General features: G+C 69.1%; 26 protein-coding genes and 2 pseudogenes. 15 read left to right on the top strand and 13 right to left on the bottom strand.

All coding sequences use genetic code 11. The features are described 5' to 3' along the window. Window positions 1–56: 56 nt before the first annotated feature. Together ACWD68_RS32570 and ACWD68_RS32575 are read right to left on the bottom strand one after the other, a co-directional pair. Window positions 57–428: a DUF2255 family protein gene (locus tag ACWD68_RS32570; protein ID WP_451810045.1), complete on the bottom strand. Its 372-nt coding sequence runs from the start codon at window positions 426–428 to the stop codon at window positions 57–59. A gap of 434 nt (window positions 429–862) precedes the next feature. Beyond that, window positions 863–1,621 (bottom strand): DeoR/GlpR family DNA-binding transcription regulator, encoded by a 759-nt coding sequence (locus tag ACWD68_RS32575; RefSeq protein WP_451810046.1) that lies wholly within the window; start codon window positions 1,619–1,621, stop codon window positions 863–865. A 73-nt stretch (window positions 1,622–1,694) separates the two neighbouring features. Here ACWD68_RS32575 and ACWD68_RS32580 point away from each other — a divergent pair, with 73 nt between their 5' ends. Then, the gene (locus ACWD68_RS32580) at window positions 1,695–2,876 is read left to right on the top strand and encodes an MFS transporter (protein ID WP_451810047.1); all 1,182 of its coding nucleotides are present in this window, start codon (window positions 1,695–1,697) and stop codon (window positions 2,874–2,876) included. A 39-nt stretch (window positions 2,877–2,915) separates the two neighbouring features. On the opposite strand, the pseudogene ACWD68_RS32585 reads toward ACWD68_RS32580, so the two are convergent. From ACWD68_RS32585 to ACWD68_RS32610, 6 genes and pseudogenes are all read right to left on the bottom strand, one after another. Continuing rightward, window positions 2,916–3,122: pseudogene (locus ACWD68_RS32585) on the bottom strand (alpha/beta hydrolase family protein); the annotation flags it as partial. Between the two features lie 189 nt (window positions 3,123–3,311). Continuing rightward, on the bottom strand, window positions 3,312–4,202 hold the full coding sequence (locus ACWD68_RS32590) for an STM4011 family radical SAM protein (protein ID WP_451810048.1): 891 nt from the start codon (window positions 4,200–4,202) through the stop codon (window positions 3,312–3,314). A 7-nt stretch (window positions 4,203–4,209) separates the two neighbouring features. Next, window positions 4,210–5,565, bottom strand: a complete 1,356-nt coding sequence (locus tag ACWD68_RS32595; protein WP_451810049.1) for an STM4012 family radical SAM protein — start codon at window positions 5,563–5,565, stop codon at window positions 4,210–4,212. Next, complete coding sequence (locus ACWD68_RS32600) at window positions 5,562–6,368, bottom strand: STM4013/SEN3800 family hydrolase (RefSeq protein WP_451810072.1); 807 nt, start codon at window positions 6,366–6,368, stop codon at window positions 5,562–5,564. The genes ACWD68_RS32595 and ACWD68_RS32600 overlap by 4 nt, the downstream gene beginning before the upstream one ends. Window positions 6,369–6,426: 58 nt before the next feature. Beyond that, window positions 6,427–7,590: an STM4014 family protein gene (locus ACWD68_RS32605; RefSeq protein WP_451810050.1), complete on the bottom strand. Its 1,164-nt coding sequence runs from the start codon at window positions 7,588–7,590 to the stop codon at window positions 6,427–6,429. 37 nt (window positions 7,591–7,627) lie between these two features. Next, on the bottom strand, window positions 7,628–8,596 hold the full coding sequence (locus ACWD68_RS32610) for an STM4015 family protein (RefSeq protein WP_451810051.1): 969 nt from the start codon (window positions 8,594–8,596) through the stop codon (window positions 7,628–7,630). Window positions 8,597–8,920: 324 nt separating this feature from the next. Here ACWD68_RS32610 and ACWD68_RS32615 point away from each other — a divergent pair, with 324 nt between their 5' ends. Both ACWD68_RS32615 and ACWD68_RS32620 read left to right on the top strand, forming a co-directional pair. After that, a complete protein-coding gene (locus ACWD68_RS32615; protein WP_451810052.1) occupies window positions 8,921–9,247 on the top strand; it encodes a hypothetical protein in 327 nt (108 codons plus the stop codon). 152 nt (window positions 9,248–9,399) lie between these two features. Next, on the top strand, window positions 9,400–10,428 hold the full coding sequence (locus ACWD68_RS32620; RefSeq protein WP_451810053.1) for a DUF6745 domain-containing protein: 1,029 nt from the start codon (window positions 9,400–9,402) through the stop codon (window positions 10,426–10,428). 178 nt (window positions 10,429–10,606) lie between these two features. On the opposite strand, the gene ACWD68_RS32625 is transcribed toward ACWD68_RS32620, so the two are convergent. The 4 genes from ACWD68_RS32625 to ACWD68_RS32640 all read right to left on the bottom strand — a co-directional run bounded on the left by ACWD68_RS32625 (window position 10,607) and on the right by ACWD68_RS32640 (window position 13,784). Continuing rightward, complete coding sequence (locus ACWD68_RS32625) at window positions 10,607–10,960, bottom strand: VOC family protein (protein ID WP_451810054.1); 354 nt, start codon at window positions 10,958–10,960, stop codon at window positions 10,607–10,609. A gap of 83 nt (window positions 10,961–11,043) precedes the next feature. Then, window positions 11,044–11,844 (bottom strand): class I SAM-dependent methyltransferase, encoded by an 801-nt coding sequence (locus tag ACWD68_RS32630; RefSeq protein ID WP_451810055.1) that lies wholly within the window; start codon window positions 11,842–11,844, stop codon window positions 11,044–11,046. 694 nt (window positions 11,845–12,538) lie between these two features. Next, window positions 12,539–13,102, bottom strand: a complete 564-nt coding sequence (locus ACWD68_RS32635) for a dihydrofolate reductase family protein (RefSeq protein ID WP_451810056.1) — start codon at window positions 13,100–13,102, stop codon at window positions 12,539–12,541. Window positions 13,103–13,214: 112 nt separating this feature from the next. Further along, window positions 13,215–13,784: a winged helix-turn-helix domain-containing protein gene (locus tag ACWD68_RS32640; RefSeq protein WP_451810057.1), complete on the bottom strand. Its 570-nt coding sequence runs from the start codon at window positions 13,782–13,784 to the stop codon at window positions 13,215–13,217. Window positions 13,785–13,968: 184 nt separating this feature from the next. Here ACWD68_RS32640 and ACWD68_RS32645 point away from each other — a divergent pair, with 184 nt between their 5' ends. The 10 genes from ACWD68_RS32645 (at window position 13,969) to ACWD68_RS32690 (ending at window position 19,564) form a co-directional block, all read left to right on the top strand. Further along, window positions 13,969–14,289: a gas vesicle protein GvpO gene (locus ACWD68_RS32645; RefSeq protein ID WP_451810058.1), complete on the top strand. Its 321-nt coding sequence runs from the start codon at window positions 13,969–13,971 to the stop codon at window positions 14,287–14,289. Between the two features lie 36 nt (window positions 14,290–14,325). After that, complete coding sequence (gene gvpJ, locus ACWD68_RS32650; protein ID WP_451810059.1) at window positions 14,326–14,793, top strand: gas vesicle protein GvpJ; 468 nt, start codon at window positions 14,326–14,328, stop codon at window positions 14,791–14,793. 3 nt (window positions 14,794–14,796) lie between these two features. After that, window positions 14,797–15,546 (top strand): GvpL/GvpF family gas vesicle protein, encoded by a 750-nt coding sequence (locus ACWD68_RS32655; protein WP_451810060.1) that lies wholly within the window; start codon window positions 14,797–14,799, stop codon window positions 15,544–15,546. Between the two features lies 1 nt (window position 15,547). Then, the gene (locus ACWD68_RS32660; protein ID WP_451810061.1) at window positions 15,548–15,802 is read left to right on the top strand and encodes a gas vesicle protein GvpG; all 255 of its coding nucleotides are present in this window, start codon (window positions 15,548–15,550) and stop codon (window positions 15,800–15,802) included. 7 nt (window positions 15,803–15,809) lie between these two features. Continuing rightward, window positions 15,810–16,739 carry a histone protein gene (locus tag ACWD68_RS32665; RefSeq protein ID WP_451810062.1) on the top strand — a complete coding sequence of 310 codons (930 nt, stop codon included), beginning with the start codon at window positions 15,810–15,812 and terminating at the stop codon, window positions 16,737–16,739. Between the two features lie 6 nt (window positions 16,740–16,745). Then, complete coding sequence (locus ACWD68_RS32670; RefSeq protein ID WP_451810063.1) at window positions 16,746–17,867, top strand: SRPBCC family protein; 1,122 nt, start codon at window positions 16,746–16,748, stop codon at window positions 17,865–17,867. Beyond that, window positions 17,860–18,183, top strand: coding sequence for a gas vesicle protein (locus tag ACWD68_RS32675; protein ID WP_451810064.1), 324 nt, complete (start codon window positions 17,860–17,862; stop codon window positions 18,181–18,183). Before ACWD68_RS32670 ends, ACWD68_RS32675 begins: the two co-directional genes overlap by 8 nt. Before the next feature lie 62 nt (window positions 18,184–18,245). Further along, complete coding sequence (locus ACWD68_RS32680; RefSeq protein ID WP_451810065.1) at window positions 18,246–19,058, top strand: GvpL/GvpF family gas vesicle protein; 813 nt, start codon at window positions 18,246–18,248, stop codon at window positions 19,056–19,058. 3 nt (window positions 19,059–19,061) lie between these two features. Further along, a complete protein-coding gene (locus ACWD68_RS32685; RefSeq protein ID WP_451810066.1) occupies window positions 19,062–19,289 on the top strand; it encodes a gas vesicle protein in 228 nt (75 codons plus the stop codon). Continuing rightward, the gene (locus ACWD68_RS32690; protein ID WP_266765149.1) at window positions 19,286–19,564 is read left to right on the top strand and encodes a gas vesicle protein K; all 279 of its coding nucleotides are present in this window, start codon (window positions 19,286–19,288) and stop codon (window positions 19,562–19,564) included. The genes ACWD68_RS32685 and ACWD68_RS32690 overlap by 4 nt, the downstream gene beginning before the upstream one ends. A 307-nt stretch (window positions 19,565–19,871) precedes the next feature. Here the strand turns inward: ACWD68_RS32690 and ACWD68_RS32695 are convergent, their stop codons facing one another. Next, the gene (locus ACWD68_RS32695) at window positions 19,872–20,984 is read right to left on the bottom strand and encodes an AI-2E family transporter (protein ID WP_451810067.1); all 1,113 of its coding nucleotides are present in this window, start codon (window positions 20,982–20,984) and stop codon (window positions 19,872–19,874) included. Window positions 20,985–21,414: 430 nt separating this feature from the next. Here ACWD68_RS32695 and ACWD68_RS32700 point away from each other — a divergent pair, with 430 nt between their 5' ends. Continuing rightward, on the top strand, window positions 21,415–21,846 hold the full coding sequence (locus ACWD68_RS32700; RefSeq protein ID WP_451810068.1) for a GNAT family N-acetyltransferase: 432 nt from the start codon (window positions 21,415–21,417) through the stop codon (window positions 21,844–21,846). A gap of 169 nt (window positions 21,847–22,015) precedes the next feature. Next, window positions 22,016–22,093: pseudogene (locus tag ACWD68_RS32705) on the top strand (IS5/IS1182 family transposase); the annotation flags it as partial. Window positions 22,094–22,700: the final 607 nt, after the last annotated feature.

Below are 22,700 nucleotides of genomic sequence, written 5' to 3' on the forward strand. Positions count from 1 at the left end.
GGGGCGAAGGGGTGAGGGGACCACCCGGCGGCGTCGCGGATGCCCGGGCAGGGGTGTCAGCGCGGCTCCAGGCAGAGGGTGGAGGTGCGGGCCTGGTCGGTCAGGACGTGCTCGACGATGCTCGTGAAGTGCCCGTACTTGTCGCGGTAGGCCGCGTCCACGGTCGCGTATTCGCCGGGATCCGCCGTACGGAAGGTGACGTCCTGCCGTACGCCGCCGGCGTCGACGCGGCCCTGGAGACGGGACCGCGTTCCGCGGTACCAGGGGCCATCGGTGCCTTTGACCGATCGGACGTAGACATGGTCGTCGGCGCGGACCACCCACATCGTCACCGGATCGCGCAGCGTGCCGTCGGTCCGCTCGGACCGGAGGTCCAGTTCCTCGGCCGTACCGATCGTCTCCAGATCCTTGTCGTTCCACCGCGTCATCGTCGTCTCCTTTCAAGCCGTGCGGGCTGGTCACCGGACGTGCAGGTGTTCCAGCCGCGGGGGCGGCGTCCCCCGGTCCACCGTCACCCGAGTCCGCGAGCGCCGCCAACAGGAGCAACGGCGTGATCGGGGAGGGGCGCGGTGCGCGGCGGGGGTGCCAGTGGGGCCCGACCGGCTGGTGCGGGTGTCCACCGCCCGCGGCGCTCACACGCCGATGACAGGAGGTCACCGCACCCTGCCGCGTCCGGGCGACACAACCCAGTCTGCGTCCTCAGGCCCGAGTCAGGCAGGCCGAGATCTGCCGGGGAACAGCCTGCGGGGGAGTGACAGGACCCCCCTCCCCGGCGCGTACGCGTGGCGCCGGAGCGGCACCGGTCGGCGCAGCCTGAGGAGGTGCTGCAGGCTCCGCGGAGCAGGGCGGGAGAGAGGAGGAGTCAAACCTGTCGTACGGCCACGCCTGCCGCCGCAAGGGCCTCTAGTTGGTCCTGTGGGGCTTGCTCGTCGGTGACGACGGAGTGCAGGGCGGAGGCGGGCGTGACGAAGGCCAAGGCGCTGTGGGAGAACTTCGAGCCCTCGGTGACGGCGATGACGCGACGGGCGGAGGCGATCGCGGCGCGCTTGACGGCGGCGTCGTCCAGGTCGTAGGCGGTCAGGCCGTTCACCGCGTCGAGGCCGCAGCAGCCGATGAGAGCGGTGTCGAAGCGGAGCGCGGCCAGCGATGCCAGCGTCAAAGGGCCGGTCAACGCCAGCTCCCCTTGCCGCGGGCGGCCGCCCGGCACCAGCAGTGTCAGCTGCGGCGCATCGGCGAGCGCGTTGACCGAGTGCAACGACAGCGGCATCACCGTCAGCCGGCGGTCCTTCAGAGCGCGGGCCACCTCGAGGCAGGTTGTGCCGCTGTCGATGACGACGGACTCGCCGTCCGCGATGAGCCGCGCGGCCTCGGCGGCGATGCGCCGCTTGGTCTCCAGGCCGTCATGGACGCGCATCGCGAACGGCGGCTCGTCGCCGCGCAGCAGTAGACTCCGTGCGCCGCCGCGGTAGCGCTCGAGCACGCCTTGTGCGGCCAGAGCCTCCAGGTCGCGGCGGATGGTCATCTCCGACGCCCCGGTCAGCTCGGCCAGTTCCGCGACGCCCATGCGGCCTGCCTGCCGCACGGCCTCGGTGATCTGCCTCAGTCGGTCCGTGCCAGCCATGTCACACATTGAACATGGAGACTGTTCGAAAGGCAATCTTTCGAAAGTAAGATTTGTTCGTTACGTTTGAAGCGTGGAAAGACACCTGCGGGCCGCTCGGCTGGCCACCTTCGCCTACTTCATCCTGAACGGCTTCCTCATGGGGATGTGGATCGTCCACATCCCCAGCCTCGAGCAGCGCGTCGGGATCGGCCACGCAACCCTCGGCTGGCTCCTGCTGCTGCTCGGCGCGGGTGCCTTCGCGGGCATGCAGGCCGTCGGGCCGCTGACCGACCGCTTCGGGGCCCGCACGGTCGTGCCGCTCAGCGCGGCGCTGTGCAGCGCCACGGTCGCCCTGCCCGGCATGGCCGGGAACGTCTGGACCCTCGGCGCGGCACTGCTGGCCCTGGGCGTAGGCAACGGTTGCCTGGACGTGAGCATGAACGCCCACGCCGTCCAGGTGGAGCGCGCCTACGCACGCCCCGTCATGTCCGCCTTCCACGCGACCTTCTCCATAGGCGGCGTCCTTGCCGCTCTGGTCGGCGCCCGCACGCTCAGCTGGGGGTGGAGCCCCGCGTCCACCCTGCTCGCCGTCGCGGCCCTGGGCCTCGCCGCTTCCGTCCTCGCGGCCCCGGCGCTGCTCAGGCCCGACGGCGCGCACGCTCCGGAGCCCGGTGCCGGTGCCCCGAAGGTCAGGCGCAGGACGCCCCGGCACATCTGGACGCTGGCCGTGCTGGCACTGATGATCATGCTGTGCGAGGGCGTGGCCAACGACTGGAGCACACTCCACCTGCGCCGGGTCCTTGACGCGCCGCCGGCGACCGCCGCCCTCGCCTACGGGGCCTTCGCCACCGCCATGACCGTCGGCCGGCTGCTCGCCGACCGGCTCGCCGAGCGCTTCGGCCCCATCGCCATCCTGCGGTACGGGGCGTCCACCGCGGCTGTCGGCCTCGCCGTCGCCGCACTGTCCGGCTGGGTCCCGCTGGCGCTGACCGGCTGGGCTGTGTTCGGAGCCGGGCTCTCCGGCTGCGTCCCGCAGCTCTTCAGCGCCGCCGGACACGCGGACCAGGACGCCGCGGGCGCGAACGTCTCCCGGGTCGCGGGCCTCGGCTATCTCGGCATGCTCGCCGGCCCCGCCGTCATCGGGCCGCTGACTCAGTTCGTCCCCCTCAACATCACCTTCCTCCTCCCCGTGGCCTTCTGTGTGGTCGCAGCCTGCGCGGCCGGAATCCTGCGGCCTCAGCCCTCCGGGCGCGTGGAGGTGCAGACGGTGTGAGGCGCCCTGGCCCTGGCGTCGGCGTCGCAAGAGTGGTGGTCATCGGCCGGTGAGCTGGTGGGCCCAGGCCAGCGAGGTGGAGAACACCTCCTCCACCTGGTCTTCGGCCAGGCCGTGCCACACATGGTCGGCCCCTGGCACCAGTCGCAGTTCGACCGGCGCGCCCACCTCCGAGAGCCGCTCGGCCAGGCGTCTGGAGTGCTCAGGGCTGACCATGGCGTCGTCCTCTCCGTGCACCAGGAGGGGCGTTCCTCGAACAGCCCTGGGGGCAGCCGCCGACCGGTCGGCCCGCGCAGACCTGACCGCCGGCCGTCGGGACCCGCGGCCGGCCGCACCCTGATGACGGGCGGCACCTGCCGCCCGGTTCGAACAGCGACAGTCGGAGCGGGTGTTTGGCCGCTCACCGGGATCCGGCGAGCGGTGCCGATCCGGCGGTCAGACGGAGTGAGTGGCCGGGATGACCGGGAGGAGCGCCCGGTCCGGCAGGGCCCGCGGAACGCGTTCCAGGACACCGCCCGCGAAGACGTCGTACAGCGGCAGGGTCTCCAGATGGACGTAACCGATGTGGCAGTCGCACACGGTCAGGGGGCAGGGGCGAGGGGCCAGCGCGGCCCGGTAGGAACCGTCGTACAGCCGGCCCAGTTCGCTGCGTACGAAGTGACAGCGGCGCACCGTTCCGTCGCCGTCCACCGAGATGACGGACTCGCCGGTACGGCAGGGCAGGCCCGCAGATCGGTGTGGGTGGCGGCTGTAGGGGAAGAGGGGGTCGAGCGCGGCCCACTCCGAGGCCTGCTCCTCCGTATAGCTGTGTCCTTCGGCGGCGTTCACCCACAAGTACACGTGCTCCGGGAGTTCCGCGCGCAATGCGCGTGCGGGTTCCCTGTGTTCGGGCAGGCCCACCACGCCGACACTGAAGCGGACGCCCAGGGAGGCGAGTTGCCGGGTCTTGGCGACGAACCGCTCGTGCGGTGTCTGCCCGGGGTGATACGTGCACCACAGCGCCACCGTGTCCCGGTCGGCTTCCTCCAGCCAGTCGGTACGGCAGCTCAGATTCGTCTGGATGGCGACGCGCCGGATGTGCGGCTGGTGCGACAGCTCCACGAGGGCGCGGCGGTACCAGGAGCGGACCAGCCCCTCGCCCCACGGGGTGAAGAGCACCGAGAGCCGGTCCTCGCGCTGCTCGCCCGCCCACACCGTGAACCGTTCCAGCGCCGCCCGGTCGGCCCGTAGTTGTGCGGTGGTGTCGCGGCGCTTGGCGAACGGGCAGTACGGACAGTCGTAGTCGCAGGACGCGAGCGGCCCGCGGTAGAGGATCGTCAGGTCCATGGACGCCTCACTTCATCTCGTAGGCGGCCATGGCGTCCCGCACGGCCGGGGAGAAGAACTCGGGGCCGATCGCGTCCGAGTGGGCGAGCCCTTCGGCGGAGAGGCGGAGCCGCTCGTCCCCGGTGTGCGCGAGCCATCCCCGTGCGGCGAGCGTGTCCAGCTCGGACGGGAAGTCCTCGTGCGGATCGGAGCCGAAGCGCAGGCGGTAGTCCGCGACGGGCAGGCCCTCGGACTGGAGGAGGGACTGAAGCAGATGCCGGCGCCGTGCCTCGTCCTCGTCGACACGGCGGCCGTGCAGTGCGCGCGAGAAGTCCTCGGTGGCGGTGTAGTCGTCGATGATGCCGCGGATCTCGCGCATCGACACGGCGTAGTCGAAGGAGTAGTGCAGCGTCGAGGTGTACGACCGGGCGCCGCAGCCGAGGCCGATCATGCCGTCGGTCTGGCAGGCGTAGTCGTCCGGCCCCTGGGGCGGGGCGTCCGCGCGCCGGAACATGCGCATCGACACCTGCTCGTAGCCGTGCGCCAGCAGGTGGTCGCGGCCCTCCCGGTATCGCCGCAGGCGCTGCTCGTCCCATTCCCGGTCGGCCGTCTGCGGGTCCGTGTGCCGGCCGAGGCCGGTGAGGGGGCGAATGTAGAGCGGGTAGAGGTAGATCTCCTCGGGCCGCCACGCCAGGGCCGCGTCAAGCGAGTGACGCCAACTGGCCGCGGTCTGACCGTCGATGCCGTAGATCAGGTCGATGTTGAGGACGGGGACGGCCGCCTCGCGGATCCGCCCGAGCGCCGCCTCGACGTCGGAGCGCCGCTGCGGCCGGACGGCGGCACGGGACTCCTCCTCAACGAAGCTCTGCACTCCGAGGCTGAGACGGGTGGTGCCGCGCGCGACCAGCACGGCCAGCCGGTCGGCCGTGGCCGTGGAGGGCGACGCCTCGACGGACAGCGGGATCGCGCGGAGGTCGGCTCCCATCTCCTGCTCGGCGATGTCACACAGCCGCTCCAGCTCGGCGGCCTCCAGGAACGTCGGTGTGCCACCCCCGAACGCGGCGTTGGCGAAACGCGGGGTCTCCTCGTCGCCGAGGGCCTCGCGCACCGCGGCGGCCTGGCGCCGCACCGCGTCCAGATAGCGTGCCGTCAGATCTCCGGGCGCGCCGATCCGGGTGAACAGGTTGCAGAAGCCGCAGCGGACCTCGCAGAACGGGATGTGCACGTACAGCGAGAGCGAGCGTCGGGACTCGCCCGCCCACAGATCTTCGAGCGCGGGGCGCGGGGCGAGGGGCCGGTAGGCGGTCTTGTGGGGATAGGCGTAGGTGTAGCTCTGGTACGGGCGTGGCAGACCGGTCGGGGCAGCCGCGGGGGCGAGGATCATGCGGTCGGCTCCAGGAAGAAGTGGCTGTAGGGAACGGTCCACACGGAGTCGTGACCGAGGCGGTGGCCGGTGTAGCCGTCGTCTCCATAGGCCGTGCCGTGGTCGGAGCAGACGATGGCGAAGCAGCGGCGCCGCGAGCTCATCGCACGGAACAGCCGGCCGACATGACGGTCGATGTACTCAAGGGCCGCCGCATGGGTGACCCGGCTGTCGCCCGCCTCCCGGGTGGCGCCGGGCAGGTGGAACCAGTTCGGCTGGTGCAGCGCGGAGGCGTTCAGGAAGAGGAACAACCGCTGGTCCCCGGGAAGTTCGGCCACGGTCTCCTCGGCCCGCGCGACCTGGGCCTCGAACGAGGTCGGGGAAGCCACCGAGAACTCCGGCTCCCAGTGGCTCTCCTGGAAATACCCGGGCAGTACGTCGCCGAGCGCGCCCTGCTTGTTGAAGAAGCCGACGCCGCCGACGCACACGGTGCGGTAGCCGTGGGCGGCGAGAGCGGACACCAGGTCCGGGGTGTCGAAGACGAAGGTGCGGTCGGCCGTCGTCTCGCTGCCGGCGAACCGTGCCGCGAACAACCGCGGATGCGGGCCCGGTGCCGCCGGGGTGGGGAGGAAGCCCGCGAACATCGCCTGGTGGGAGGCGTAGGTGAAGCTCCCCGGCGCGTGCCGCCGCTCCCAGGTGCCGCCCGGCAGATGCGCGGTCAGGTTCGGGAGGCGGCCGGCGGCGGCGAGTTCGACGGCCACGTCGTAGCGCAGGGTGTCGAGGGTGAGCAGGAGCAGGTCGTCCCGCCCCACCACGTCGTTCATGTCCGGTGTCCCGGCCGGGCCGGGGGCGGTGGATGTCACGTCGGACTTGCGGTCGGGTTCAGGCTGGAGCATGTGCTGTCCTCGGCGAGGTGTCGAGCGGGGGTGCCGTGTGTACGGGGAAACGGTCGGGGGAGAGGGACCGGAACGCCGCGATCTGCGCCGCGTACGTGTCCAGACCCTCCGCGCCGCTGCCCGGCAGGCCGGTGAGGCGGGGAAGCAGATCACCGAAGGCGTTGACCTCCCCGACGGCGAACCGGCGCCAGCCGACCGCGGGCAGCAGATCGACGCCCACGCACAGGGTGCCGGGGAAGCAGGCGGCGGCCCGCTCGCCGATGGCGAGGGCCTCTGCCCACCGGTCCCCGGCCAGCGCGCGCACGGCCGCGAGTTCACCGCGTGCCCCGCCCAGGTGCAGATTGGTCAGGGGAGAGCGGCTCGTACGGACCACGGCGTGGGTCGCGCGCCCGGCCACGACCACGACACGCAGGTCCGCCGACCTGTTGCCGAGCGAGGCCTTCGGCAGCCAGCGCTCGATGTGCAGCCCGTCAGGGGCGAGCGTGTCCACGATCGCGGCGATCTCCGCCTCGTCCGTATAGCGGCGGATCCGCAGGGAGTTGTGGAGACTGCCGTCCCCCGTGCGTTCCACCGAGGTGGTGGCCCGGATCCGGCCCGACGCGGTCGTCTCGACGGCCAGCACACCCGACGCGGACGAACCGTGCGCGAGCTTCACGAACACCCGCCGCATCCCGGTATCCCGCATGAGGTCCCGGACGCCGCTCCAGTCGTCCACGGCACGCAGAGCACCCGAGGTGGGGGACTGGGGCACGGGCACGCCCGCGGCGTCGAGGCGGGCGTGGCACAGCCGCTTGTCGAAGAGCACGGCCAGATCCGCCGGATCGTCGAGCCGCCTGCCCCCGCGCAGCGAACCCACGCAATTCAGGAGACCCTCGTACCAGCGCGCGGACCCCTCCACCCGGGTCGGCGCCTCGGCGCCGCGCAGCAGACGGTCCACCTCGGCGTTCTCGCCGGGCGAGTCCAGCCGGACCACCTCGTCGTCGGCGAAGTCGTGCCCGCCGTCCCGCAGTACGTCCCGCCACTCGACGACACGGGGTGTGCCGCAGCCCGCCTCCTCGGCCGCCGTCGTGAACAGACCCACCCGGCGGTTCTCCCCGTTGGCGACGACCACCCACTTGACCGGCGCGCCCCGCGGCCGCGTCCCGCCCATCCCGCTCCCTCGTCTCCTGTTCCGGTGCCGGTCTGTGCTACTCACCCACCGCGACGAAACGCCAGACCGTTCCGTCCTCCTCCTCGTCGGACTCCGCGTCGTCCTGGTCGACGTCGACCAGCACACCGGCCGGCTCCAGCGTCTCCAGCAGGCGCGTCCGCAGTGCCGTGCTCAGGTAGTTGTGGTGCAGGTCGAGCTTCTTGAGGTGCGTCAGCGGCTGCCCCGACAGCAGGGCCGTCGCGCCGTCGTCGGTGAGCACGCCCATGGAGAGGTCGAGGTCCTCGAGGCGCGCCACGACCGGGGCCGAAGCCAGCGCCGTGCAGATGTCGTCCTGGATCTCGCTGTTGCGCAGGCCCAGACATATCAGGCTGGGCAGTCGGGTGCCCGCGAAGAACGGCTCCAGGTCGGCGACATCGGCGTCGCCCCCGTACTCGGAGGTGCCCAGCCACAGGTCGAGCGCCACCAGGGCGGGCAGGTCGCTGCCGGCGATGCCGCGCACCGCCGCGACGGGCATACCACCGGTCTCGACGGTCAGACGGCGCAGCCGCTCGTGCCGGACCGACGGGAAGAGCAGCTGACTGCCACCCCGGACGCCGAACTCCTCCAGGGCGGGGAAGGCCTCCAGAAGAGGCGACACATCACCCTGGACGATCCAGGAGATCTCGCACTCCTCCATCACGATGTCGCCGAGGAACAGTCCGCGCAGCGCGGGCAGCCGGTCCCGCGCGGCCACCAAGGCGCTGATCACCGCGTCCGGAGTGCTGTCGTACACCTCGCTCCACGCACCGACGATCAACGCCCGCACCCGCTCGGTGTCCACGGCCGCCAGGAAGCGCGCGAAGGCGTCCTCCCACTGCTCCTGACTGTCGTAGGCGTCCACGGCGATGCGCCAGGCCACCGTCTCGGGCGCGGGAAGCGACGCAGCCCGGGGCGACTTGTCGTCGGCTTCGGGGAAGTTGAAGGCCGGCAGGCCGTGGAACTCCTCGAGGTGGCTGTTGATCGTCATGCGCGCCCGCTCCTTCGTACCGGTACCGGTGGATCGACGTTCGTGGTGGCGAGTCCGGAGCGCGCGGACCGCACCCGGGTAGACGAGTTCTACCAAGCCCCACTGACACCACGGCGAACAGGGGTCGGCATCTGGGGACGGGAAGAGGGGGAGGCGCCATCGGGTGAACGCCCCGAGCGCCACCGGCCGGGGGATGACGCATGGTGGTGGGAGTAGGAGGCCCGGTCGCCGGGGGTACGCCGCCGGGACCCGAGCCTGATTGTCAGTGGTCGCCCCTACGGTTTTCGCCATGGCACATTCCGTGCCGTGCCGGGAGGGAGACCCATGTTCCGCCAAGGAGACGTGCTGATCGTGCCGTTGGACGAGCAGGCGGTGCCGGACCACGCCCGCGACGCGGCGTCCGAACCGCGTGACGGACGCGGACGACTCGTGCTGGCCCTCGGTGAAGTCACCGGGCACGCCCATGCCGTGGTCGGTCCGGGACGGCTGATCAGGGAGGCCGGGGTGTTCGGCCCGATGCTGCTGCACGTTCCCGACGGCGCTCGGGTCGTGCACGAGGAGCACGGGGCGATCCCGCTGCACAAGGGCTGGTACCGGGTGATCCGCCAGCGGGAGTACGTGCCGGGCTCGGTGCGGATCGTCGCCGACTGACACATCCGTGCCGACCGACGTGTCCGTCGGTCGTTCCCCGCTCCGGATGCGGAGCGGGTCGCGGAAGCGCGTGGACAGCACGCCCGCAGGCAGGACCGGGTGGCATCGCAGCCTGGCGCCGCCCGGCGCAGGAGATCTCGGAGAGGAACGGTGTGATGGAACAAGGCAGTTGGCGTGTCACGGCAACGCGGACCGGAGCGAGCGACCGGGCGGCGGCCGAGGAGGGCGTCCGGCTCGCCTACCGGCAGGCCGGGCTGGACGCGCCCGCGCGCATCGTCTGGGCGCGCTCGCCCCACGAGGCCGTGCGCATGCTCCTGGGCACAAAACCCGCGGACGGCGCGAGACTTGGGGACATCGGCCCGAGCGTCCGGAGCGCCGTCGTCGGCAGGCCCTGGGCGGCGGAACGCGATCGCGCGCACGAACGGCTGGGGCCGGACGGATGGAGCGGGCACTGGCGTGCCACGGGAGCGGCCCTGTGGGAGTCGACCCGCACGCTGGCCGACCGGGTGCGGTCGGGGGTTGTCGAGGCGCTCGCCACCGACCGGCACGAGGAGCGCCGGGTCCGGCTGCTGCTCCTGGACGCGACCCTGGGCCAGTACGACGCGGCGTGGCTGTGCGCGTTCGACCCCGATGAGGAGAGTCCTCTGGCCGGAATCGCCGCGGTCGCGCGCAACGCGGGCTGGTGGTGGCCCTACGAGAAGGTCGCGGTCATCAGTGAACGGCCGCTGAGCCTGCACCGCGACGAGGCCGGACGCCTGGACCGGGGAGACGGCCCGGCACTGCGCTACGCGGACGGCTTCGAGCTCTACGCGTGGCGCGGGATGCCGGTCCCGCGCACCTTCCTCGGCGAACTCACCGCGCTGACTCCCGAGCGGATCCGCGGCGAGGAGAACGCCGAACTGCGCCGCGTCATGCTGGAGTTCTACGGCTACGACCGGTACCTGGAGGAGTCGGGGGCGGTCCCCGTTCACCGCGACGAGACGGGGGTGCTGTGGCGGGTCGAACTGATCGGCGACGAGGATGTGGTGATGGTGGAGGTCGTCAACTCCACGCCGGAGCCCGACGGCACGAGCCGCACGTACTGGCTGCGCGTCCCGCCGACGACCCGTACGGCCCGAGAGGGAGTGGCGTGGACGTTCGGCCTCGCCGCCGAGACGTATGAGCCGTCTCGGCAGACGTGATCACGGCCGACGGCATCCGCGGACGGCTGCCGCGGAAGGGGTTGTGCGAATCCCCGGGAGGCCGTCCGGGGGCCCGGACCGGTGCGTTCGTGGACGGGACACGCCGCCGGTACGCGCGGCTCAAGTGGGCCAGGGCGACCGGCAGTCCGGTCGGTGGACATCCACTCGTACGACACGGTCAGGCGGGCTGCCACAGCTCGACCCGATTGCCCTCGGGATCGGTGACCCAGCCGAATCGACCGACGCCCTCCATGTCCTGCGTCTCTTCAGCCACGTCCGCACCCTTGGCGCGCAACTGCGCGAGCATCGCGTCCAGGTCGCGGACCCGGAAGTTGAGCATGGCCTGCTGGGCGCGGGACCCGAAGTAGTCCGTCTCGGACTCGAACGTCGCGAACACCGTCGGCCCGGTTTCCTGACGCCACAGTCCGTTCTCATCGGCGTCCAGGCCCAGGCAATCGCGATACCAGGCGCTCAGGGTCGCCGGGTCGGCGGCCCGCATGAAGTATCCACCGATTCCAAGCACACGTTCCATGCCGTCATCCTGCCAGGACGGCGACCGGGCGTGGCGGCACCACACCATCGCCCGCTTTCGTAACGCTGGTCAGCGTCCACGGCTCAGAGCCGCTGCCCCCAGGTCATCACCATGCCGGGTCCGAGTTCGGCGAGCTGCGGTGAGGCCAGATAGGCGAGTGCGTCGTCGATGACGGCGGAGTCCACTCGCCCGGTCTCCTCCAGCGCGGGCCGCATCCGGTTCCACGTCTCGGACCAGAAACGGGCCAGCGGGCCGCCTGCGACCAGCGGCGGACAGAAGAGCTCCCCGGCGACGTTCTGGAGACCCTCCTCGCGCAGGAAGTGGGGATAGGCGGGGACGGAAGACGTGTCGGTGCCGATCGTCGACCTCAGTGCCTGCCACATGGCATCCATGGTCCGCCGGTAGGCTGACGAGGTGTCCAGGACATTCGGCACGTCCACGGCGTCACCCAGCACCAGCCAGCCGCCCGGGTTCAGCCATCGCGCGAGGCGCGAGACGAGCCGACGGCGTTCGGGCAGGTGCATGAGAACGAACCTGGCATGGATGAGGTCGAAGCTGCCCAGGTCCAGGCTCTCCTCGCTGAGATCGGCCGTGACCACGCGCACCCGCGGACCCGTGAGGGCGTCCAGGCCGCTGGTGTCCCGGTCCAGCGCGACCACCTCCGCGGCGCCCGCCTCCTCCAGCAGCCAGCGAACGACAGTCCCGGTCCCGGCCCCCACCTCCAGACAGCGGCTGCTCGGCCCCGCGCCCAGAGCACGCAGACGCCGTGTGGTGACCGGATCGTAGACGAGGGCCGCGGCGTCGATGCGCCCGGCTTCCTGGGGGTGCTCCGGCTCGAACAGGTCCTGTCCGTAGTGGCCACCGGACGCCGGAGAGCCGGTCATGAGCGGCTCTCCAGCCTCGGTCCCCCTGTACCTCTCCTGCCTGCCCGTGCCATGGAGACTCCCTAAGCGTTGATCACCGGCTGCAGCCAGGGTGACAGCTTCCGGGCCCGATCGCGCCCTGACGGGCGCTCCGTTCCACGTCGTTGCTGCCGAGAGGCGAGAGGCGAGAGGCGAGAGGCGAGAGGCGAGAGGCGAGAGGCGAGAGGCGGCTCGATGGAGGCATGTGCCGCACGACAAGCGGGCGGGTGGGCGGAAAGAGTCGGCCCACCCGCCCGCTCGTGAGGTGGCGAAATGCTTCATTGCTCTCCACAGAAAAACCGCGGAGTCGTACAAGCGTCATCTAGTTTCGATGACGTTCCTCCTGGACGTCGAGTGCCCTGCATGCGTGATGCCACACGCGCGCACTGAAGGGGACGCGCTGCTGTCCCGTCCGCGGGGCCGGCGTGCGGGTGATCATCAGGTCCTGTCCGAGGCCGAGCAGGCGCGCGAGGGAACACCCCTCCGGCTGCGACTCAGGCCGGCTCCCGCACTGCGCCGTCACGGGCGACCGCGTACAGCGTGACCCGCAGCGGCGTCCGCACCCCCTCCGATACCCGCAGCGGCTGTTCGACCGCGCACTGCTCGCCGACTGTCCCTGGACGTGACCCGATCCGTCGCTGGTCGTCGTCGATGTCCCACCGCTCGACCAGCGCGTTCAGCGCCTCGTCTCGTACCTGGTCAGGACCACGCCGCCGGGAAACGTCCGTGTCTCCACCAGCTTCAGGTTCACCCAGCTGTCCAGCGCGGTGAAGAACGGTGTGCCGCTACCCACCAGGACCGGATGGGTGACGATCGCGTACTCGTCGATCAGCCCGGCCCGCATCGCCGCCCCGGCGAGCGCTGCGCCACCGACCCTCATCGGCCCACCGTCCTCGGCCTTGAGCCGAGTGATCTCCGCGACCGCGTCGCCGGTCACCAGGCGAGTGTTCCAGTCGACCTTGTCGACCGTCGAGGAGAACACCACCTTCGGCGTGTCCCGCCAGTTCCGCGCGAACTCGATCTGCGCTGGGGTGGCGTCCGGCTGCTGGTCGCCGGTCGGCCAGTAGGCGCTCATGGTCTCCCACAGCTTGCGCCCATACAGCAACAGGCTGATCGCCCGCTCCTGGTCGAGCCACCACTGGAACAGCTCGTCGCTCGGCCCGCCCCAGCTGAGGTCGTCGCCGGGCGCGGCGACATAGCCGTCCAGGGACAGGTTCATGCCGTAGAGCAGTCTCCGCATAGCGCAGGCCTTCCGTCAGTCGGTCTCGGAAGTCTAGACGGGCCTTGACCCCGAATCCTGGACACGGGTTATGCGGCTGGTGTGAGCGTAGTTGGTCAGAAACGGCTGGGGTTCACTCGTCGATGACGTAGCCGACGTGCCGACCGCAGAAGTATCCGCGCACGATGTGAGGTTGGTGTTGTCGGCGGTGAAGGAACCGGCGGGTTTCGGAGGCGAGTTCGGTCTGGTTCCTGGCCCGGTGGGTGTGGGGCAGGCTGCGCTTGAGGTCGGTGAGGAAGCGGCACATGACCTTCGCGTCGAACGACTCGGTGAGGACCATGAAGTGCATCCGCCCCGTGGTGCTGATCGCGGACATCGCGTTCACCGAGAACCGGTTCCCGGTGCGGTGCACGACCGGCGTCGTACCCCTGGCTCCCCAGGTGCGGCCGGTGACCTGGTCCGACCGGATGCCGACCTGGTCGGCGAACAGCACTATCCCGTTCTCGGCCTTCGCCCGGGCCCGGATCGCCGGCCACGTCTCCTCGCGCCAGATCCGGACCACCTCCGGATCCTGCTCGACCGCCCGCTTGTCCGGCCGCTGGAATGTCAGCCCCCACCGCTTGAGGTACTTGCCCACCCCCGGCTCGGTGAAGCGGACCCTGTTCAGTTTGCAGATCAGCTCGCCTACAGCCTCCGCGTCCACAGCTGACCGGAAAGACCCAGGTCGGAGGGAGTGTGGTCGAGGACGGCCTGCCGAACAGCGGCCTGCTCGGCCTCGGACAGGACCTGATGATCACCCCGCGTCCACAGCAGGTAGCCCCCCGATACAGGCGCTCGACTGGCCCACTCGAGGTGCGGCGAGCCGGAGACGTACCAGACTTGTATTCATGGCAGAAGAGCGTCGTCCGCGTACCAGGAAATCCTCGACGACAACCGCTCGCCGCACGCCGTCCGTGCGTGGAGCGGAACAAGCTGCGCGTGCTGCCTGCCGGAGTCTGGAGGGCTTGATCGGCCATCCCACCGAGGGTGTATCAGCGGTGGGGCGTGAGGACGACGGTTGGTGTGTCGTCGTGGACGTCCTCGAGCTGCCGCGGATTCCCGACACGACGAGCCTTCTCGCGTCGTACGAGGTGCGGATCGACCAGGACGGCGAACTCATGGAGTACCGCAGGGTTCGCCGCTATCGGCGGGGGTCCGCCGATGAGTGACCACTCGGGTTTGCCCGACAACCGGAAGGACGCCCCATGCCTGCGACCACCTACTCCGACGAGGTAGTGGCGTGCCCACCGCGCGCCGGCACGTTGTACGACGTGCTCGAACTCATTCTCGACCGGGGCATGGTGATCGACGTGTTCGTCCGGGTGTCCCTGGTCGGCATCGAGATCCTCAAGATAGATGCGCGCATCGTGGTAGCGAGTGTCGACACATACCTGCGATTCGCTGAGGCGTGCAACCGGCTTGACCTGGAGCGTGACTCCAGCAGCACCACCATCCCTGAGCTGCTCAGCGGTGGCGCCGCCAAGTCCATCGGCAAACGCAAGGTCCGCAAGGCCGCGGAGACGGTGGGGGACACCGTTCGCAAGGCGGTCGGGGGGCGTGACGACGACTCCGACGAGTCCGATGAGGAAGAGGAAGAGCAGCAGGAGCGGCCGAGGAAGCGGCGCGCTCCAGCCCGGAGCGGCAGCAGCCGACGACGAACCGCGGAGGCGTGAGTTGTGACAGCCGATGGTGTGTACGTCTACGCGATCATCCGGTCAGGGAGGCCGCTGCCGGTAGACGCAACGGGTGTGGGCAGCCCGGCTGCCTCGCTGCGGGCGATCCGGCAGGGGCGGGTCGCCGCTGTCGTCAGTGTGGCTCCTCCCAAGCTCCGCGCCAGACGACGTGATCTCCTCGCTCACCAGGATCTACTGCTGCGCCTGTCGGAACAGGGGCCAGTGCTGCCGATGCGGTTCGGAATGGTCGCGCGAGACGAGGACACGGTGCGCGGCCAGTTGACGGCTCGCGAGTCGGACCACATCGCAGCACTGGAACACCTCTCCGACGGGGTCGAGGTCAACGTCAAGGCGCTCCCGGCACAGGACGCGCTGGCAAGCCTTGTGGCGGAGGACAAGAACGTCCGTGGCCTGCGGGACGAGGTGCGTCGACGGCCCGGATACGAAGCCAGCATGCGACTGGGCGAGGCCATCGCGGCTGCTCTGGAGAGCAGGGCCGCCGAAGCCGGTCGGCGAGTTCTGCGCGAGCTCACACCCAAGGCCCGTGCGGTGGCCTCGGGGCCCGCAGTCCAGGGATGCGTGCTCAACGCGTCGTTTCTCGTCAACCGTGGTGACAGCGACGCCTTCCGAAGGGCCGCCGAGCATTTCGCCCGCACGAACCGTGACCGGGTGGAGCTGCGGCTTTCGGGTCCGTTGCCCTGCTACAGCTTCGTCTCGGCCGAGGGCACTCCCGCCCGAACCGTTGGAGTCTGAGATGGGACTGATCACCGGTTTGCTCACCCTGCCCATCGCACCGGTCCGTGGCGTCGTCTGGGTGGCGGAGAAGCTCAATGACGCAGCCGAGCGCGAGTTGCACGACCCAGGGGTGCTCCGTGCCCAGCTGGCTGTGCTGAACAGGGAACTTGAAGAGGGCGACATCAGCCTGGAGGAGTTCGAACGAGAAGAGGAACGGCTGCTCGATCGGCTGCATGCCGCACAAGCCTGTTCCGGGCCGAACGATGGAAGGTGACGCAATCATGGATGACAAGGAAAAGGTGGCCCTCGCCGCTGCTGTAGTGGGCGGCTATGTGCTGGGACGCACCAAGAAGGGCCGGTTGGCCCTGTCCATTGCGACCTACCTGGCCGGCCGGCGATTCGGTCTCGAACCTCGCCAGCTTGCCGCCGAAGGAATGCGCAGGTTGGGGGAGATTCCGCAGGTCGCCGAATTGCAGGAGCAGTTGCGCGGGGAAGTGCTGGAGGCGGGCCGCAAGGCCATGACCGCCGCCGCCGACCGGGGCATGAGCACGCTTGCCGACACCCTCAGCGACCGTACGTCCCGACTCCTGGAGAAGGCGGATGAGGGGGAGGAGGGCGAGGAGGAGTACGCGCCGGAAGACGAGGACGCGGAGTACGAGGAAGAGGAAGAGCCGGAGGAAGAAGAGCCGGAGGAAGAAGAGCCTGAGGCGGAGTACGAAGACGACCAGGCCGAGGGTGAGGAGGAGGAAGAGGAAGAGCCGGAAGGCGAATACGAGGAAGAAGAGGAAGAGGAAGAGGAAGAAGAGGAAGAAGAACCGGAAGCGAAGCCGCGGAGGCGCCGCAGTTCGCGCTCGGATAGGTCCCGCCAGGCACCCGCGTCAGGGGCACGCGAAAAGGCTGCTCCCGCCGGCGGAGGGAAGCCTCGGGCGGCCAAGAAGGCTGCGCCGGCGAAGAAGACCGCTTCCAGCAAGACGGCGGCGAAGAAGACCGCGCCCAGCAGGAAGACGGCGGCCGGCAAGACGCCGGCGAAGAAGTCTGCGGCGAAGAAGACGGCCTCGAAGAAGGCCGCTCCGGCCAAGAAGACCGCTGCGAAAAAGACGGCGGCGAAGAAGACCGCTGCAAAGAAGACCGCTCCGGCCAAGAAGTCCGCGGCCAGGAAGACGACGTCATCGAAGCGGGCGGCATCCAAGCGCGCCGATCGCCGGAGGTAGGCATCCATGACCGAGACGGAAAAGGACGAAAAGACAGAGGGAACGTCGGGTGTGGACCGGGTTCGTGAAGAGCTGTCCAAGTTCCTGTCTGCGCAGGTGGAGAATCTTGCCGAGAAGGCTGGCGACAAACTGAAGGACGTCACCGGGCAGCTCAGCGATTCGGCCGAGAGTGGCTCGCTTCCTGCGATCGGTTCCCGCATCCTCCAAGGCGACTCACCGGTGAAGGCGTTCGTTTCGGAGAAGGCCAAGGGTGTCAAGGACAACGTCGTGGACAAGGCCAAGAGCGCTTTCGGTGGGGGGAAAGGAAAACGGAAGGCCAGTGGCGGCAAGGTCATGAACATCATCGAGGTTCTCGATGTTGGAGTGCCTTTGCGAGACACGTACGACTACTGGACGCAGTACGACAAGTTCAGCAGCTTCGCGAAGGGCGTCCGCGACGTTTCGAAGAGCGACGAGGTCGGGAGCGACTGGAAGGTCAAGGTCGGCCCTTCATCGCGCAGCTTCAAGGCGACTGTCCAGGAGCAGATCCCTGACGACCGCATCGTGTGGACCTCCGAGGGCGCCAAGGGCACCACCCGCGGCGCGGTCAGCTTCCATGAGCTGGCGCCCACCCTGACTCGGATCGTCCTGGTGGTCGAGTACTACCCGTCGGGGTTCTTCGAGAAGACGGGCAACATCTGGCGGGCGCAAGGGCGCCGTATGCGACTGGACTTCAAGAACTTCCAGCGATACGTCACCCTCACGAATGAAGAACCCGAGGGATGGCGGGGCGAAATCCGTGACGGAGAAGTCGTCGTGTCCCACGAGGACGCCGTAGAAGAGGAAGAGGCTGAGCAGGAGGAATCCGAGGGCGAAGAGCCCGAGGGACAGGGCGAAGGCGATGCGGAGGAAGGCGCCGACTCCGCATACGAGGACGAGGACGAGGACGAAGAGGGCGCGGAGGCCGAGTACGAGGACGGGGAGGGAGCGGAGGACGAGGAGGGGGCGGAGGACGCATACGAGGACGAGGACCAGGACGAGGACGAAGAGGGAGCGCAGGACGAGGAGACCGCGGACGACGAGACCGCGGACGAGGACGAGGAGGACGCTCCCAGGAAGAGGAGAGGACAGAGGCGACGCCGTGACTGACGTCGACTTCCGGCAGGGGTCCTATCCCGTCTCCGGTCCTCAGACCACCAACCTCGCCGATATTCTCGAACGCGTTCTGGACAAAGGCATCGTGATCGCCGGGGACATCAAGATCGATCTCCTCGATATCGAACTGCTCACCATTCGGCTCCGCTTGTTCGTGGCGTCGGTGGATACCGCGAAGAAGGCCGGAATCGACTGGTGGGAAAATGATCCGGCACTCAGCTCGCGTGCTTCTCGCGACGCCTTGCAGGACGAGAATCGCGAATTGCGCGAGCGGTTGAAAGAACTCGAATCCGAGACAACGGACAAATAGCGGCACCAACGGCCCCACAGCAATGCCCCGAGCCCAGCAAGGAACAAGGAGAACCGAGGTACATGACGGAGCGCGGCCCTGTGCCTTCGGGTGCCAACGCCATCTACGTGTTCGCTGTCTGCTGGAATCCGGACCTTTCGGTCGTCGTCGGGCTGCCAGGTGTCACGGACGAGGCGCCTGTGAGCTCACTGTCGCTGGGGGCACTGACGGCGATCGTTCAGACCGTCCGGGCGAGCGACTTCACCGACGAAGTCTGGCAGGCGCGCCTGTCCGACCAGCATGAACTGGAGCGATACGCGCGCGCCCACCACGACGTCGTCTCTGCGGCCGCGGCTTGCTGCCCGACAGTTCCCCTGCCGATGGCCACGCTGTACCACGATGAGGAGAGGGCGCGAGAGGCGCTGGGGAAAGAGGCGGGTCGGTTCCATGTGGCGCTCAGGCGCATCGCGCACCACGCCGAATGGGGTGTGAAGGTCTACGCGCCGCCCTGCCCGCGAGACGACACGGAGCAGACGCCGATCCGGCATCCCACGCCGACCGACCGATCGCGCCCTGCGCCCGGAGCCGGCCTCGCCTACCTGAACCGCAAGCGAGGCGCGCAAGAGCGCCGCGAGCGGAGCCAGGACGAGGCCTTGAGGACCGCGGAAGCGGTGGATACCGAAGTCCGGGGCCTCGCCACAGCGTCCCGCAGGTTGCGCCCGCACGCCCAGCCTTCCGGGGAGCGCCGGGTCCAGGTCCTCAATGCGACGTATCTGGTGGCCGAGCACCGCGCTGAGGAACTGGCCCTGCTGGCACGGACACTGCGGGAACGCACGGGGGCGGACATCGAGCTGTCGGGGCCGTGGGTGCCCTATTCATTTGTTGGCGAGGTGTAGACGATGACGCGCGACGTGGTGCCCTGGGACGGTCCCGGGCCCCTGACCGGACCCATCGGGGTACCGCTCGTCGATCTGCTGGACCGCGTCCTGGCAACCGGTGTGGTGATCAGTGGGGATCTGGTCATCGCCATCGCTGACGTCCCGCTGGTGCGGTTGTCCCTTCATGCGCTGCTGTCGTCCGTCAACGAGCGCGTCCCGGCTCCCTGGGCGGATGGCGGCCCGCTATGAGCGGTTCCCGACTGGACCTGGATTCCGACCAGATGGGGCGCGACCTGGTCGCCCTGGTACTCACCGTGGTCGAACTGCTCCGGCAGCTGATGGAGCGCCAGGCGATTCGCCGTGTCGAGCAGGGTGACCTCAGCGACGAGCAGGTTGACGAGATCGGGACCACGCTGATGTTGCTCGATCAGCGGATGGCGGAACTCTGCGAGCAGCACGGAGTGCGTCCGGAAGATCTCAATCTCGACCTCGGCCCGCTCGGATCCCTTTTGCCCAGAAGCTGAAGACGCTGATGCTCGGCCGGCGGGATTGCGCCGTCGCCGGTGCGTTCCGCCGTGTGGACGAGACTTCAGACGCGGCGGCGGCGCTGGTCGCTGTTGTCCCAACGATCAGCGCCCGGGTCCGGGCGATTCAGGGACCCACTCCCTGAGTGACCGTGCCGGGTTCGTTCAAACAGGCACGTCGGCCGTTCGCGGGCCGCACGGGAGACGCGCGATCATCAACCTTGCCGCGTTCGCGTCCGGCGCGGATCGGGGATCCGAGTGCTTCCCGGGCATTTGGCGTGGCCGTCTCTCGCGGTCGAAGGACGCGCTACGACGAGCCGGCGGTCCCGGCCTGAAGCTCTGCCTCTGTCTGCGGGGGCACGTCGCTGAGCTGCTCGCGCAGATAGTTCCAGATCACGGCGGTGAGTGCGGCAGCCGGGACGGCGAGCAGGCTTCCGACGACACCGGCCAGACTGCCGCCGAGCGTCACCGCCAGCAACACCACCGCCGCGTGCAGGCCCAGTCCGCGACTTTGGATCATGGGCTGGAACACGTTTCCCTCCAGTTGCTGCACCACGACGATGATCGCCAGCATGATCAGCGCGTCCGTCAGGCCGTTCGACACCAACGCGATGAGGACCGCGACGAAGCCGGCGAAGACGGCGCCCACGATCGGCACGAAGGCGGTGACGAACGTCAGAACGGCCAGTGGGAGGACCAGCGGGACTCCCAGGATCCAGAGGCCGGCACCGATCAGCACGGCATCGAGCAGGCCGACGAGTGCCTGGGAACGTACGAACGCGCTCAACGTGTCCCAACCGCGTGCTGCCACCGTCGGAACGTCCGTGGCCAGGCGGCCGGGCAGTTGACGGGTGAGCCACGGCAGGAACCGCGGACCGTCCTTGAGGAAGAAGAACATCAGGAACAGTGCCAGAACGGCAGTGACCAGGCCGTTCACGACGGTGCTCACGCCCGTGACGAGGGCGGTCACCACACTGCCGACACTGTTCTGAATTCGGTTGATCGCGGCGTCCGAGGTTTTTGAGATCTGGTCGTCGCCGATGTTCAGCGGCGGCCCTGCGGCCCACTCGCGGACCTTGTGGATCCCCTCGACCACGCCGTCGGTCAGCTCGCCGGTCTGAGAGGCCACCGGCACCGCGATCAGAGCGACGATGCCCAGGGCGACGACGAGGAACAGCACGGTCACGGCTGAGGCGGCGAGTGCGGGGCGCCAGCCGCGTCGGCGCAGGAAGCGGGTGAGAGGCCAGGTCAGTGTGGTGAGGAACAGGGCGACGATCAGTGGCCAGACAACCGACCACATCCGCCCCACAACCCACAGAGCCACCCCGGTCATCAAGAGAACCAGCAGCAGATCAACCGAGATACGCGCGGACGCGCGCAGCGCGGCAAGGGTTCTCGTGGAACTCAACGGAGCAGTCATGCGATCACCCTATGGGCGTACGGGTCATACTCCGTCGTCCTTGCCGGAGAGGGCCCGGCGAGCACGGCCCGAGTCGGCACGACACCTGGGTCGAAACGCTGCGGCCGGCGGCAGGCGTAGCGTCTGGCTCACGCGTGATGCCGTCGGAATCGCCACGCGTGATGCCGACGGAATCGCCGAAGGTGACCCGTTCGTGGGTCCCATCTGCTCTTCGCTGCTGTGCCGGGAAACATGGAAGGCCAGGACTGCGGTGCCGTCGTCCACGCCGGTCCCGAAGGTGTCGGGCAGGTCCCGGGACAGGGAGAAGATCAGCGAGCCGATCCAGGTCGCACGCCCATCGGTGCTCCGCTCGGCGCTCTCTCCTGGGGCCCGACCGCGGTCTCGACGGAATCCAGTGGCCTGTCCAGATCCGGGCTGCTTGGATGCGGACATGAACAGGGTTCTTCCGGCCGACTATGAGATCTCCACCGCCCCCAAGCGTCTTGATCACGCACTGATCCACCAGTGGCTGTCGCAGGACGCGTACTGGGCCCTGGGCCGCTCCCGGCAGAAGCAGGACCAGGCCATTGCCGGGTCCCTCAACTTCGGCATCTACGACCGTGCCTCGGGTTCCCAGTTCGGCTACGCCCGAGTGGTCACCGACCAGGCCACCTTTGCTTGGCTCTGCGACGTCTATATCGCTCCTGCCGCGCGGGGCAAAGGCCTGGGCACCGCTCTCGTGGCTGCCGTCAGAGACCATCTGGCCCCCTACGGACTGCGCCGTGTGTTGCTGGCCACGGCCGACGCCCACTCCGTCTACGCCGAGGTGGGATTCGCACCGCTCGAAAAGCCGGAGAAGTGGATGACGCTCGGCGAGCAGTGAGGTGCTGCCTGGAGAATGGTCCGTCATGACACTGAGCCTTTTCCAACTTGCCGCAGCAGCTGCGCGGTTGACCTGACAACGTGGTGAAGCCCCTGGTAGATGGGTTTTCGACCAAGAGAACCGCGTCCATCAGAGGCTTCACGCGCTTGTCTACCCGTCGGGCGTCGACGTGTCCAGCTCTGCCCTGCGCTTCCTCAGCCAGCAGCTGCGGCGGCACCGTCGGGCCATCGGCTCACGCTGGCGGCGGAAGTGTCACTTGTAGGGCGGCATGTTGTTGGTCGGGTCTCCAGGACTCCAGTCCATGTGGGCCACGAGGACGGTCAGGAGGAGTACCACCGCGATCAGGACGAGCACCCCCACCCAGAAACTGTCCGCAGGTCCGGGACGGTGCGGATCCGGTGAGCTGTCCGGCCGGTCACCGCCACCCTCACCAGCACGGTCCCCGGCGTCACTGTACCCATCGGGTGCCACGGCCCCCTCCTTCGATAAGGCCATGGCACCGCACCGCAGGGCAGGCGTCAAGACCGCCCGCAGCGTCTGGTTTCTTGGGGCCGACAGGGGCGTGACCACCAGCGGGTCAGGCCGGTTCAACGCGGTTGACCACCAGTGCTGCAACCGCTGGTAATCGACCCCGAGCCGATCAGCCATCGGCCGCATCGAATATGATCAACCAGGACGCTCAGTTGACGCACTGAGCCTTGCAACTTGCCGCAGCAGCTGCGCGGTTGACCTGACAACGTGGTGAAGCCCCTGGTAGATGGGTTTTCGACCACCAGCAGGCGAGCCGCCCGCCGAAGGTGGAACAGAGCCTGTGGAACTCGTTCCTGACTGACCTCCTGCGGCCCACCGGCATC

The organism is Streptomyces sp. NPDC005141 (assembly GCF_053599975.1).